The following is a 12,428-nucleotide window of genomic DNA, read 5'->3' on the forward strand; positions in this document are numbered from 1 at the left end:
CTTCTGATGCGACGCAGACTGAACGGGTGGCAACCGAGAGCGAGAACCAGGCCGAAGGGCTCGCGGAACTGATCAGAAGTGCCCGTGTGGTCCTCTGGGACTTCGACGGCCCGATCTGCCGGCTGTTCGCGGGGCACTCGGCGGAGAGCGTGGCCGACGGGCTGGTGGAGTGGCTGGCGAGCCGGGGCCTGCGCGGCCTGGTCACGGAGACCGAGCGCGACTCCCTCGACCCGCACCTCGTGCTGCGCGCCGTGGACCGCAGGCATCCCGGCAGCGACCTGGTCACCGAGTTGGAGGAACGTCTCACCAAGGAGGAGCTACGGGCCACGACGACGGCGATGCCGACGGCGTATGCGGACATCCTCATCCAGACCTGGCGAGCGCGTGGCGTCCGTATGGCGGTGACGACCAACAACTCCCCCCGGGTGGTCCGCGCCTACCTCGACGACCGCGGCCTCACCCCCTGCTTCGCCCCGCACATCTACGGCCGCACCGAGGACCTGCACCGTCTCAAGCCGGACCCGCACTGCCTCAACCGTGCCCTCAACGCGATGGGCGCCGCCCCCGCCGCGGCCCTGATGATCGGCGACTCCCCGTCGGACCTTGAGGCGGCCGAGAGCGCCGGCGTCCGCTTCCTGGGCTACGCGCGTAACGCACGGAAAGCCAAGCTTTTGACCGCGGCCGGTGCGGACCGCGTCGTCGTCTCGCTGGCGCCGCTGCTGGAACTGCTGCGGGGCTAGCCGGCAGTTCCCGCCCCTGCCGTCGGCGCCTGCGCAGCCATGCCGTCAGGGACGCCAGTAAACCGGCGGCCCAGAAGGCCAGTTGACCGAGATCGTCGATCTGCAGGTCGATCCCGAGCACCTGAACGGTCATGGCTCTCCACCCCCCCTCGCCTCACGGCTTTCCGTCAACCTCTCAAGCTGACCAGTTGACTGAGAAGTTGACTGCTTGTGGCAAAGATGCCCGTCCAACTAGATCCAGTAACCCGGAACTTGACTGACGAGTTGCCTGACTGAAAGTTGTTTGCCGGGGGGCCGGGAGCGGTACGTACGGCATGTGACCAAGCGGACGACAGGTGGCGCCGGAGCCTTTCAGCGGGTCTCGGAGGAACTCCGGGTCCGGCTCTCCGACGGCGCCTACCCCATCGACTCCTTCCTGCCGTCGCAGGAGTCGCTCGCGCGGGAGTTCGGCGTCGCCCGCGACACCGTGCAACGGGCACTGCGCGAACTGAGCAGCGAAGGCTGGATCGAGTCGGGCCGGGGCAAGCGCTCACGGGTCGTGATGCGCCAGCACATACAGTCCTCGGCCCCCCGGGCCAGTCGCTCCCGGCACCACCCGGTGACCCTCGGTCCGCTCATCGGCGAGGCCTTCGAGCAGGACGAGGTCACGCTGGACATCTACACGCTGACCTCGGAGAGCCTGGACGCCCACATCCGCATCCAGGCGGAGCGGATCCGGGCGGGCGACATCTCGCCCCGGCGGATCGCCCTGCGGATGATCCTGCCGGCCACACAGCACCCCATGCCGTACCCCCGGGCCCGGGACAACAGCGCCGATCCGCGGCTGCCGAAGCGGCTGCACACCATCACCGAGGCCCACACCGGCTCCCTGCGCGCCGTCCTCGAGGAGCTGCGCGCCGAGGAACTGGTGCGGAAGGTCGAGCTGGAGGTGCGCCGCACCGAACTCACCCCGACGTTCAAGCTCTATGTCATCAACCACGACGAGGTCCTGCACGGCTTCTACGAGCCCATCCTGCGCAAGGTCATCCTCGACGACGGCACGGAGGTCGAGTCCGTGGACGTCCTGGGCTTCGGCGCCTCCCTGACCCACCACGTCCGCGACGCGAACCCGACCTCACCCGGTTCGACCTTCGTCGCCAACACCACCAAATGGTTCGAGGCGGTCTGGACGCTACTCGCCCGGTGACCACGGCCGGAGATGATCCGGAGCAGGCCTCCGCTGCGCTAGCATGCCGAAATCGACTGAGCAACCGCTCGGGTTCGTGCGTAATGGGGAAGGTGACAGAGCCGACCTCGGGCGACCGTACCGGCCGACGGCCGTACAGCTGAGTACCCCACCACTCGTCAGGGTCACTCCACTGCCCCCCGGCTCGTGCAACACGTCAGCCGGCAATACCGTTTCCCCTACTCGATCCCCGCGAACCACGCGCGAACCACCCCGGAGCGACCAGTGGGTGCACCCTCCGTCCCCCCTGTCGTGACCGGGAGAGACACCGGCAGACCTCTCTTCGACGACGAGTACGAGGCGTTCCGGGGGCATGCGGCGGAACAAGGGCTGGCGAGCAGCGGCTTCCACAACCAGAACTACGTCCTTCCGCTGAACGAGCCGGTGGCCCGGCTGCTGCGCCGGGCGCCCGGGACCGCGGTCATCGTCCGGGTCCGCAGACCCGACGCCCTCTCCGTGGTGATCCGGACCTGGGCGAACGAGGCACGGATCCTGGGCGCGCTGCAGGGCGTGCTGCCCAACGTCCCCGAGTGCCTCTTCGAAGGGAATCGCTTCACCATCCACAGCTATGTGGAGGGAGTTCCGCTCTCCAGCGTCTGCGCCAACGGCAAGCCGGTCGACACCGTGCTGCTGAAGGCCCTGGCCCGGCTGATGGCCGGGACGACCCAGGTGCGCGGTGCCGCGCTGCCGCCGCTGCCGTCGACGTGGCCCCGGAACCACTCGGACAGCCAGGCCTTCCTGCGGACACTGGCCCGGATGGCGGATCTCCAGATCCGCCAGGCCAACGGTCCCGCGTTCGGCTGGCTGTTCGCCGCCCTGGGTATCCCCGAGGACGCCCTGCTCCGGTTCGCCGACCGGGTGCCCTGGATGACCCGGCGCCCGTACAGCCTTCTCCATGCCGACCTGCACCGGGACAACCTGATCGTGTCCCAGTCCGGCGACGCGTCCCTCACCTGCGTCGACTGGGAGCTGGCCACCTTCGGCGACCCCCTGCACGACCTCGCCACCCATCTGGTCCGCATGCAGTACCCGGCCCAGCAGCGGGAGGAGGTCGTCGAGGCCTGGACGGAGGCCATGCGGGCGGTGCGGCCGGCCGCCACCCACGGGGCCGCCAAGGACCTGCGGCACTACGTGGACTTCGAGCGCGCCCAGTCCGTCTATCCGGACGTGATGCGGGCCGCGCGGTCCCTGGAGGAGTCCTTCGACCAGCACAGCCTGGACGCTGCCACCGCGGCCGTCCGGCAGGCGCTGGAGGCGGCCGCCGGACCGCTGCGGCTGCGCACGGTGCCGGGCGACCGGGAGATCGAGCGGATCCTGTTCCGCTGGGCGGCGTCCACGCCCGCCGGCGGCCCCGCCCCGCGGGGCCGGATCACCGACGTCATCGAATGGAAGCAGGACCGGCGGGTCCCCGAGCGCCCCGACTTCCCGCACTCCGCGGTGCGGGCCGCCCTGTTCCTGGAAGGCGCGACACCGGCCGGCCAGGTCTTCAAGGGCACCGCGCACCTCAACTCGGTGATCCGGGTGCCCGGCATCGACTTCCCGGTGGTGGTCCGCCGGAAGGTGCCGCACTTCCGCCGCCTGGAGCGCAGCTACCTCAGCGAGCACGCCGTGCTGCGGGCGATCGAGCGCTCCGGGGTCGCGGTGGCGGCGCCCCGCGTGCTGGCCCTGGGGGAGACCCGGGCGCGCTACCTGTGCGCCTACTCCCGGGACCGCTTCGCCATCCACACCTACGAGGGCCCGGGCGACCTCGGCCGCAGGCCCGACCACCCCGTGCACGGCCTGCGCCCGCACGAGGCCGACGTGCTCGTCGACCAGCTGGCCGCGCTCACCGGGGTCGACTACACGCAGGTGGACCCGGTCGCGGGCGAGCTGGGCGTCTTCTACGGCTGGCTGTGCGACCAACTCGTCGCCCTGGTCGCCAGCCTCCCCAGGGAGTCCCAGCAACTGGCCCGCTTCCTCGGGCTCCCCGACGCCTCCCGGCTGCGCGAGATCCTTGCCCGGCACCGGGTGAGCGACCGCGCCCCGGCCCTGCTGCACGGCGACCTCAACCCCTGGAACCTGGTCCGCCGTGACGACACGCTCGCCCTGACCATCATCGACTGGGAGATGGCCCTGGTCGGCGACCCGCTCTACGACCTGGTCCGGCACATGCACCTGACCCCGACCCGGCCGGAGATCCGGGACCGGATGCTCCGCCGCTGGGAGCGCGGGCTGGAGTCGAGGTTCACCCGCGACTGGGAGCGGGACTGGCGGGTCTACCGCTGGATTGAGATCGTCCGCTCGGCCTACGTCGATCTGGACCGCCTGGTCACCGGGGCCGGCCTGGACGCGCCGAACGTACGGCGCGCGGTGGACTCGTACGCCATGACTCTGGCGGCCGCGACCGGTTCCCTGGGCCTGCCGGGCCGGCGCCTGGCGGACCTCGCCCGCGCCCTCGCCTGACGCCCGCTGCGTAGGCTCCCCCCATGGGTGAGATGGGCCTGCGTGAGCGCAAGAAGCGGCGGATGTACGAGGACGTGTCGGACATCGCCGTACGGCTGTTCCTGGCGAAGGGGTTCGACGCGGTGCCGGTCGCCGAGGTGGCGGCCGCGGCCGGTATCTCCAAGCCGACCCTGTTCCGGTACTTCCCGGTCAAGGAGGACCTCGTCCTGCACCGGATCGCCGACCACGAGACGGAGGCCGCGCGGCTGGTCACGGGGGCCGAGTCCCCGGTCGGCGTGCTGCGGGCCCACTTCCTGGACGGCCTGCGGCGCAACGACCCGATCACCGGGCTCAACGACCACCCCCAGGTCCTCGCCTTCCACACCCTCCTCAACAGCACGGCCACCCTCGTCGCCCGCCAGCACACCTATCTGGAACGGTCCGAGGCCGCGCTCGCCGAGGCCCTCGGCGGCACCCTGGACGCGCGGCTGGCCGCCGGCCAGATCATCGCCGTACAGCGGATCCTCGCGCAGGACAACTGGCGGCGGATCGTGGCCGGGGAGCGGGTCGAGGAGGTGCGGGAGGACGCGGTGCGGGCGGCGGAGCGGGCCTTCGGGCGGCTGGAGCGGGCACTGTCCGATAGTCCCGGTTAAAAATTTAACCGGGTTACGTTTTCTCGTCTACGCTGTTCCCATGCAGCAGGAAGTCGCCCAGCAGGAGCCCGTCCAGCGCGAACCCGACCGGCATGAACCCGACCGGCGCGAACCCGACCGGCGCGAACTCGACCGGCGCGAACCCGACCGGCGTGAACTCGGCCATCGCGAACTCACCCGCGAACGCGCCTACCACGACACCTGCCGAGCCGCCCTCGCCCGCATGGTCGAAGGCGCCGCCGACCACGTCGTCACCGGCGAGGACGTCTCCGCCTCCGGCGCCGACGCCGAGGTCCTCGGGTACCGGCTGCGCAGCCGGGCCAAGGAGATGCGCGAACTGCCCCAGGGCCCGCTGTTCTTCGGCAAGCTGGACTTCGCCTCCGGCGAGCACGCCGGGCAGAGCTACCGCATCGGCCGGCTGCGGATCAGCGCGGAGCCGACCGCCCCGCCCCTGGTCGTCGACTGGCGGGCACCCGTCTCCCGGGCCTTCTACCAGGCCGGCCCCGACGAACCGCAGGGCGTCGCGGTACGGCGCCGGTTCGGCTGGGCCCCGGGCAGCCACGGCGACTCCGCAGACCTCACCGGCTGGGAGGACGAGCGGCTGAGCGTGGGCGAGTCCGGCCCCGGCACCCTCCTGGCCCGGGAGATCGAACGGCCCCGCGTCGGCCCCATGCGGGACATCGCCGCCACCATCCAGCCCGACCAGGACGACCTGGTACGCGCCGACCTCACCGCCTCCGTCTGCGTCCAGGGCGCCCCGGGCACCGGCAAGACCGCCGTCGGCCTGCACCGCGCCGCCTACCTCCTCTACACCCACCCCCAGCGCATCCGCCGCGCCGGCCTGCTGATCCTCGGCCCCAACCGCACTTTCCTCTCCTACATCTCCGAGGTGCTGCCGGCGCTGGGCGAGACCGGCGTACGCCAGACCACCCTCCACGAGGAGATCGCCCGCCATCCGGCCACCGGCACCGACTCCGCCCGCGCCGCCGCGCTCAAGCACGACCCCCGGATGGCCGAGGTGCTGCGCCGCGCCCTGTACGCCCACGTGTCCACCGAGGCCGTCCACCCCCTCTCCCTCTCCGACGGCACCTACACCTGGCGGGTGTCCGCCGCCGCACTGACCGAGATCGTCGCGGCGGTACGGCGCGAGGAACCGCCGTACGCCGTCGGGCGCGAGCGGGTGCGGGGGCGGGCGATGCGGGCCGTACAGCTCCAGGCCGAACGGCGGGCCGGGCCGCAGCCGGCCACCTGGACCCGCCGTCTGGAACGGTCGCGGGCGATGAGCGCCTGCCTCGACACCGTCTGGCCGAAGGTCCGCCCGGAGGAGGTGCTGGCCGGACTGCTCACGGACGCCGAGGTGCTGGCGCGGGCGGCCGAGGGCCTCCTCGATCCCGACGAGCAGCAGGCGTTGCGCTGGCCCCGCCCCCCACGCTCCTACAAGTCCGCCCGCTGGTCACCCGCCGACCTGGTGCTCCTCGACGAGGTCGCCGGGCTCGTCGAACACCCCGACGGGTACGGCCATATCGTCGTCGACGAGGCCCAGGACCTGTCGCCCATGGAGTGCCGGGCGATCGCCCGCCGCGCCGTCTTCGGCTCCCTCACCGTCCTCGGCGACCTGGCCCAGGCCACCACGCCCTGGTCGGCGCGGAGCTGGGACGCCGTACTGCGCCACCTGGGCAAGCCGGACGCGACGGTCGTCCCGCTCACCACCGGGTTCCGCGTCCCGGCGGCGGTCGTGGAGCTGACGAACCGGCTGCTCGAACGGCTGGACACGGACGTGCCCCCGGCCCGGTCCTACCGCGCGGACGGGGAGCTGACCATCCGTCCGACGCGGGACGTGCGGGCCGCCACGGTCACCGCGGTACGGGAGGCTCTGGCCCGCGAGGGGTCGGTGGGCGTCCTGGCGGCGGACGCACAGGTCGCCGGCGTACGCGCCGCGCTCACCGCCGCGGGTATCGAACCGGCGGAGGCGGACCAGCTCGGCGCCAGGGTGGCCGTGGTCCCGGCGAGCCTGGTCAAGGGCCTGGAGTACGACCATGTGGTGGCGGTGGAACCGGCGGCGGTGGCGGAGGGCGAGGCACGCGGCCTGCACCGGCTGTACGTGGTGCTGACCCGGGCGGTGACGAGGCTGGACGTGGTGCACGCGAGGCCGCTGCCGTTCTGAGGGATCCTGTCCCCGATGATTCTCTTCCTGGACATCGACGGCACCCTCATCCCGTTCGGCGCCCCGGCGGGGCACCCGTACCCGGCCTACGAGACCGCCCACGCCCCCCTGAACCCGCTGGTCACCCGTATCGACCCGGCGCTGGGCCCGCGCCTGGCCGCACTCGGCTGCCAGCTCGTGTGGGCCACCACCTGGATGGACGACGCCAACGCCTGCGTCGCCCCGTGGCTGGGCCTGCCCCCGCTGCCCGTCGTGGAGTGGCCGGACGAGGACGAGCCGCCCGCCCTGCTGCACTGGAAGACGCGGCCGCTGGTGGAGTGGGCGGGTGAGCGGCCGTTCATCTGGATCGACGACGAGATCACCGAGGCCGACCGCGCCTGGGTCGCCACCCACCATCACGGCCCGGCCCTGCTCCACCGTGTCACCCACGAGTTCGGCCTGACGCCGGCGGACTTCGGCGCCCTGGAGTCCTGGCTGACGACGCACCGTTGACGCCGCACGGGTGGCGGTCCGTGGCCGGCGGCTTGGACAGCGGCCTGGAGGCGCCGGGGACGGCGCCGGCCCGGCTCAGTAGCCCCGGATGATCACCTTTTCCCGCATCAGCTCCTCCAGTTCCGCGTTCGACAGCGGATGCAGTGTGTTCAGGACGCGGCGCAGACCGGGTTCGTCGAGGGACTGACTGCTGACCTCGATCTCCGCGTCGTGGTGGCGGCGGGTGAGGGTGACGGCGAGGACGCCGCCGGGGATGCGCTCGACCGTGCGCATCCCACCGTGCGCGTCCACGCTGCAGGTCACGGCCTTTTGCGCGGGCACGGGGCACTGTGGGGTCCGGGTGAGCGCCGGCCGCACCACGAGCCCCACGTACGACAGGTCGTATCCCTCCCGGACGGAGCGGTACGCGACGCTGAAGTAGGCGGGGCCGACCTCGGCACTGGCCACCCGCATCCCTGGTGGCGGGGCGCCCAGATACAGCAGCTCCGCGTGTTCCCGGTAGCGCGCGATCTCCGCCGCCTGCCGGTGCTGATCCGCCCGCGCCGGACCGACGAAGCCCCCGTAGGCGACACCGGCCGCCAGCGCGGCCACCGCCCCCAGCCGCACCCACCGGCTCGGCACGAAGAACGCCGCGGCGACGGCGTACGGCACCCCCGTCAGCGCGACCCGGGCGCCGGCGCTTCCCAGACCGACGTCCCCGCTGTAGGCGGCGAGGCCCGCCAGAACGCCGAGGGTGCCAAGGGCGAAGACCAGGGTCGCCCAGCCGAGCCGCCCACGCCCCGAGCCGCACAGCGGCACCAGGGTCCTGGCCGGTACGCCCACCACGGCCAGCAGGCCTATCAGCAGCGGCACGCTCAAGGCGAGGACCAGCGCCGCCGCCCCGACACCGCTGCCCCAGCCCGCCAGCAGCAACCCGAAGCCGAGCGCCGGCACGGTGGCCGTCATCGCCGCCCAGACCAGGAGGAGATGCAGCGCCGTCGACGTCCCTCTGCCACTCGTCATGCCGCGGAGCCTGCCAGCCCGGGCCACGGCACACATGAGTCGTCCTACTCAGGCGGGTGGGCCCTGTCGCTCTAGGGTGTTCAGCGCGGAAATCCACGGGCCGACCCGGAGGTGCCATGTCCCCGCAGATGAAGCTGGTCGCGATAACGCTCGACTGCCCTGATCCGCCGGCTCTGGCGGCTTTCTACCAGCAGGCCACCGGCCTTGAACCGCACCCGAAGTCGGACGCCGACTTCGCGGGTCTCAACGGTGAGCACGGACTCTTCATCGGTTTTCAGCGGGTCGACGACTACCGGGCGCCGCGCTGGCCGGAGCAGACCGTTCCGCAACAGCTGCACCTCTGCTTCGACGTCGAGGATCTGGACGAGGCCGAGGCCCGGCTGCTGGAGCTGGGCGCGGGCAAGCCGGAACACCAGCCGCACGAAGCCGTCAAAGCGCGGGTTCTCACCGACCCGGTGGGCCATCCCTTCTGCATCTGCCGAAGCTGATCCCGCAGCTGCCGAGGCCGACCTCATCGAGCGCGACACGCGGACACACTTTTGCAAGCGGGTGCTTGCAATTGTTAGCGAGGATGAGGCAGGGTGGAGGTATGGCATCGCTCAACGTCGGCAATCTCGGTGAGTATCTGCGCGAACAGCGGCGCAACGCGCAGCTGTCGCTCAGGCAGCTCGCCGACGCCGCCGGGGTGTCCAATCCGTACCTGAGCCAGATCGAGCGCGGGCTGCGCAAGCCGAGCGCGGAGGTGTTGCAGCAGGTCGCGAAAGCCCTGCGGATCTCCGCCGAGACGCTGTACGTCCGCGCCGGCATCCTCGACGCCGAGCGGGATCTGAACGAGGTGGAGACCCGCGCGGTCATCCTCGCCGACCCCACCCTCGACGAGCGGCAGAAGCAGGTGCTGCTCCAGATCTACGAGTCGTTCCGCAAGGAGAACGGCTTCGGGTCGGGCGGGGAGAGCGCGAGCGCCGGCAGCGAGGCCGGCGGTGTGCGGGGCGACGGAGTGCCGCGCGACGGCAGCGGAGCCGGCAGTGACATCGGCAGCGACGCCGACAGCGGTACCGGCAGCGACGCCGGCAGCGAGACCGATCCGGGGCGGACGGCCGGATGAGCCGGCCAAGCGCGCCGACCGCCACGCCACGGACCACAAAACCCTCAGCCGAACCTGAATCCGGGAGGACCATCACCATGGCCATCACCGACGATCTGCGCAAGACCCTCAGCGACCCGACTCCGTTCTACTTCGCCGCCGGCACCGCCGACCTCGCCCTCCAGCAGGCCAGGAAGGTGCCCGGCCTGGTCGAGCAGCTGCGCGCCGAGGCCCCGGCCCGCATCGAGGCCGTCCGCAACGCGGACCCGAAGGCCGTGCAGGAGAAGGCCGCCACCCGCGCCAAGGAGGCCGGTGCCAAGGCCAAGGAGGCGCAGGCCAGCCTCCAGGCCAGGGTCAACGACTTCATCGTCTCCCTCGACGGTGACCTCAAGAAGCTCGGCGAGTCCGCCCAGGACTTCGCGCTGCGCCAGGTCGGCGTGGCCGCCGAGTACGCCGTCAAGGCCCGCGAGACCTACGAGAAGGTCGCCGAGCACGGCGAGCAGGCCGTGAAGACCTGGCGCGGCGAGGCCGCCGAGGAGATCGAGGACCTGGCCATCGCCGTCGAGGGCAAGCCCGAGCCGGTCGAGGTCAAGGCCGACGAGAAGAGGGCGGAGCAGCCGAAGGCCGCCGAGGCCAAGCCGGCCGCGGTGAAGAAGGCTCCGGTCGCCAACGCCAGTGCCAACGCCAAGAAGGCCCCGGCGCCCCGCAAGGCCACCCCGGCCAAGAAGACCACCCCGCCGGCCAAGTAACCGGCAGGTCGAAGGGACGCACGGGCCGGGCACTCCTCGGGTGTCCGGCCCGTTATCGGGGTAGCGGGATCGGCCCAGCGGGTACGGTGGCCGCGTAGGAACAAGCCGAAACGGGTGGTGGACGTTGTGCTGATGCAGGGCTTCTCAAGTTTTCTGGGGCTGCTCTACCTCGCCATGCTGGTCCTCGCCGTGGTGGCGCTGGTCATGGCCGCGCTCTTCCGGAACGACGCGTACCGGGCCGCGGACAAGCAGAACAAGGGCTTCTGGCTGATCATCCTCGGTATCGCGGTCGCGGTGAACCTGCTGGTGCCCATGCTCTTCCTCCAGCTGGCGGGCCTGGTCGCCACGATCGTCTTCTTCGTCGACGTCCGCCCGGCCCTCAGGCAGGTCTCCGGCCGCGGCTTCGGCCGCCGAGGCGGCAGCAGCAGCGACGGCCCGTACGGGCCGTACAACGGCGGGCGGTGACTCCGCGGGGGGCGCGCCCGCTGAGGCGCGCCCCCCGCGGGCACCGGTCAGGCCTGCCGGTCCAGCAACACCAGGGCGACGTCGTCCGTCAGCTCGCCGCCGTTCATCTCCCGCACCTCGTTGACCGCCGCCCGCAGCAAGGCCTCCCCGCTGAGCCCCTCGCCCAGCTGCCGGCGCACCATCTCGACCATCCCGTCCTGACCGAGCCGCTCGCCGCCCGAGCCGATGCGGCCCTCGATCAGCCCGTCGGTGTAGAGCATCAGGCTCCACTCGGCGCCCAGCTCCACCTGCATCCGCGGCCACCGAGCCCCCCGCAGCAGCCCCAGCGCCGGCCCGTTGTTGTCGTATGGCAGCAGCTCCGCCGGCCGCCCGGGGCGGGCGACCAGCGGGGCCGGGTGACCGGCCAGGCACAGCCCGGCCCGGCGCCCGTCGGGCGCTATGTCGACCGTGCAGAGCGTCGCGAAGATCTCCTCGTCGGAGCGCTCGTGCTCCAGCACCTCCTGCAGCGTGCCCAGCAGCTCGTCGCCGCACAGTCCCGCCAGGGTCAGCGCACGCCAGGCGATCCGCAGCTCCACACCGAGCGCGGCCTCGTCCGGGCCGTGGCCGCAGACGTCACCGATCATCGCGTGCACGGTCCCGTCGGGCGTGCGCACGGTGTCGTAGAAGTCACCGCCGAGCAGCGCGCGCGAGCGGCCGGGGCGGTAGCGGGCGGCGAAGCGCAGCGAGGAGCCGTCCAGGAGGGGCGTGGGCAGCAGGCCCCGCTCCAGGCGGCGGTTCTCCTGCGCCCGCATCCGCCCCTCCGCGAGCTTGCGCTCGACCGCGAGGGACCGCTTGCGCTCGACGGCGTACCGGATGGCGCGGCTCAGCAGCCGGCCGTCCAGCTCGTCCCGGAAGAGGTAGTCCTGCGCGCCGACGCGCACGGCCTCGGCGCCGCGCTCGGCGTCACCGGAGGCGGTGAGCGCGAGCACGGCGTGCCGGGGCGCGAGCTTGAGCACGTGCTTGAGCACGGCGAGCTCGTCGGCGTCGGCGCGGCCCGGCGCCGGCAGCGCCAGGTCGAGCAGGATGCAGTGGACGTCGTCGGTCAGCAGCCGCTCGGCCTCGGTGAGGTTGCGGGCGGTGCGGACGCGGATCGAGTTGCCGGACGCGTCCCGCAACTCGGGCAGGACCGGCGAGCCGGCCGGATCGTCCTCGATCAGCAGCAGGGTGAGAGTGGTGCCGCCGCTGTTCGGGGCGACGGCTTCCGTGCGGTTGGCCTCTTCCTTGAGGTGGCCGCCGCCCTGTGCGGGCATGGCGACCGGCGCCTGACCACTCTCCACGGCCGGGATGGCTCTCTGCCGCGGTACGGGTACGGGCATCGTGTTGGGTTCCTTCCCTCCCCCCGAGGGCATGGCGGGGCGAGGGACCTCGACCCACCCGACGGGGACCATAGCGGT

Annotated in this window: 12 protein-coding genes; 10 read left to right on the forward strand and 2 right to left on the reverse strand. The window is 72.2% G+C overall.

The genetic code is table 11. The annotated features are described in order from the left end of the window. The first annotated feature begins 26 nt into the window (after positions 1 to 26). The 6 genes from ACZ4N4_RS33850 to ACZ4N4_RS33875 all read left to right on the forward strand — a co-directional run bounded on the left by ACZ4N4_RS33850 (position 27) and on the right by ACZ4N4_RS33875 (position 7,695). The gene (locus ACZ4N4_RS33850; RefSeq protein WP_467595982.1) at positions 27 to 740 is read left to right on the forward strand and encodes an HAD family hydrolase; all 714 of its coding nucleotides are present in this window, start codon (positions 27 to 29) and stop codon (positions 738 to 740) included. Between the two features lie 316 nt (positions 741 to 1,056). Continuing rightward, positions 1,057 to 1,926 (forward strand): winged helix-turn-helix domain-containing protein, encoded by an 870-nt coding sequence (locus ACZ4N4_RS33855; protein WP_467595986.1) that lies wholly within the window; start codon positions 1,057 to 1,059, stop codon positions 1,924 to 1,926. Positions 1,927 to 2,217: 291 nt separating this feature from the next. Continuing rightward, positions 2,218 to 4,407, forward strand: a complete 2,190-nt coding sequence (locus ACZ4N4_RS33860; protein WP_467595989.1) for a phosphotransferase — start codon at positions 2,218 to 2,220, stop codon at positions 4,405 to 4,407. Positions 4,408 to 4,430: 23 nt separating this feature from the next. Then, positions 4,431 to 5,039, forward strand: a complete 609-nt coding sequence (locus ACZ4N4_RS33865; protein ID WP_467595991.1) for a TetR/AcrR family transcriptional regulator — start codon at positions 4,431 to 4,433, stop codon at positions 5,037 to 5,039. A 40-nt stretch (positions 5,040 to 5,079) separates the two neighbouring features. Beyond that, entirely contained in the window at positions 5,080 to 7,203 is a 2,124-nt protein-coding gene (locus ACZ4N4_RS33870) for a HelD family protein (RefSeq protein WP_467595993.1), read from the forward strand. Between the two features lie 15 nt (positions 7,204 to 7,218). Next, on the forward strand, positions 7,219 to 7,695 hold the full coding sequence (locus ACZ4N4_RS33875) for an HAD domain-containing protein (RefSeq protein ID WP_467595996.1): 477 nt from the start codon (positions 7,219 to 7,221) through the stop codon (positions 7,693 to 7,695). 75 nt (positions 7,696 to 7,770) lie between these two features. On the opposite strand, the gene ACZ4N4_RS33880 is transcribed toward ACZ4N4_RS33875, so the two are convergent. Then, positions 7,771 to 8,697, reverse strand: a complete 927-nt coding sequence (locus tag ACZ4N4_RS33880; protein WP_467595999.1) for a hypothetical protein — start codon at positions 8,695 to 8,697, stop codon at positions 7,771 to 7,773. A gap of 116 nt (positions 8,698 to 8,813) precedes the next feature. On the opposite strand from ACZ4N4_RS33880, the gene ACZ4N4_RS33885 reads away from it, so the two are divergent. The 4 genes from ACZ4N4_RS33885 (at position 8,814) to ACZ4N4_RS33900 (ending at position 10,995) form a co-directional block, all read left to right on the forward strand. Then, entirely contained in the window at positions 8,814 to 9,185 is a 372-nt protein-coding gene (locus ACZ4N4_RS33885) for a VOC family protein (RefSeq protein ID WP_453572401.1), read from the forward strand. Between the two features lie 101 nt (positions 9,186 to 9,286). After that, a complete protein-coding gene (locus ACZ4N4_RS33890; RefSeq protein WP_467596002.1) occupies positions 9,287 to 9,802 on the forward strand; it encodes a helix-turn-helix domain-containing protein in 516 nt (171 codons plus the stop codon). A 77-nt stretch (positions 9,803 to 9,879) separates the two neighbouring features. Further along, positions 9,880 to 10,530: a hypothetical protein gene (locus tag ACZ4N4_RS33895; RefSeq protein ID WP_467596005.1), complete on the forward strand. Its 651-nt coding sequence runs from the start codon at positions 9,880 to 9,882 to the stop codon at positions 10,528 to 10,530. Positions 10,531 to 10,662: 132 nt separating this feature from the next. Further along, positions 10,663 to 10,995, forward strand: coding sequence for a DUF2516 family protein (locus ACZ4N4_RS33900; RefSeq protein ID WP_450762174.1), 333 nt, complete (start codon positions 10,663 to 10,665; stop codon positions 10,993 to 10,995). 47 nt (positions 10,996 to 11,042) lie between these two features. On the opposite strand, the gene ACZ4N4_RS33905 is transcribed toward ACZ4N4_RS33900, so the two are convergent. Then, positions 11,043 to 12,350 (reverse strand): PP2C family protein-serine/threonine phosphatase, encoded by a 1,308-nt coding sequence (locus ACZ4N4_RS33905; RefSeq protein WP_467596008.1) that lies wholly within the window; start codon positions 12,348 to 12,350, stop codon positions 11,043 to 11,045. Positions 12,351 to 12,428: the final 78 nt, after the last annotated feature.

Source organism: Streptomyces sp. NPDC026538 (assembly GCF_055567535.1).

Coding starts and splice junctions, on each gene's coding strand:
- ACZ4N4_RS33870 (WP_467595993.1), top strand. CDS start 5,080: ATGCAGCAGGAAGTCGCCCAGCAGGAGCCCGTCCAGCGCGAACCCGAC.
- ACZ4N4_RS33875 (WP_467595996.1), top strand. CDS start 7,219: ATGATTCTCTTCCTGGACATCGACGGCACCCTCATCCCGTTCGGCGCC.
- ACZ4N4_RS33890 (WP_467596002.1), top strand. CDS start 9,287: ATGGCATCGCTCAACGTCGGCAATCTCGGTGAGTATCTGCGCGAACAG.
- ACZ4N4_RS33900 (WP_450762174.1), top strand. CDS start 10,663: ATGCAGGGCTTCTCAAGTTTTCTGGGGCTGCTCTACCTCGCCATGCTG.
- ACZ4N4_RS33885 (WP_453572401.1), top strand. CDS start 8,814: ATGTCCCCGCAGATGAAGCTGGTCGCGATAACGCTCGACTGCCCTGAT.
- ACZ4N4_RS33880 (WP_467595999.1), bottom strand. CDS start 8,697: ATGACGAGTGGCAGAGGGACGTCGACGGCGCTGCATCTCCTCCTGGTC.
- ACZ4N4_RS33895 (WP_467596005.1), top strand. CDS start 9,880: ATGGCCATCACCGACGATCTGCGCAAGACCCTCAGCGACCCGACTCCG.
- ACZ4N4_RS33905 (WP_467596008.1), bottom strand. CDS start 12,350: ATGCCCGTACCCGTACCGCGGCAGAGAGCCATCCCGGCCGTGGAGAGT.
- ACZ4N4_RS33865 (WP_467595991.1), top strand. CDS start 4,431: ATGGGTGAGATGGGCCTGCGTGAGCGCAAGAAGCGGCGGATGTACGAG.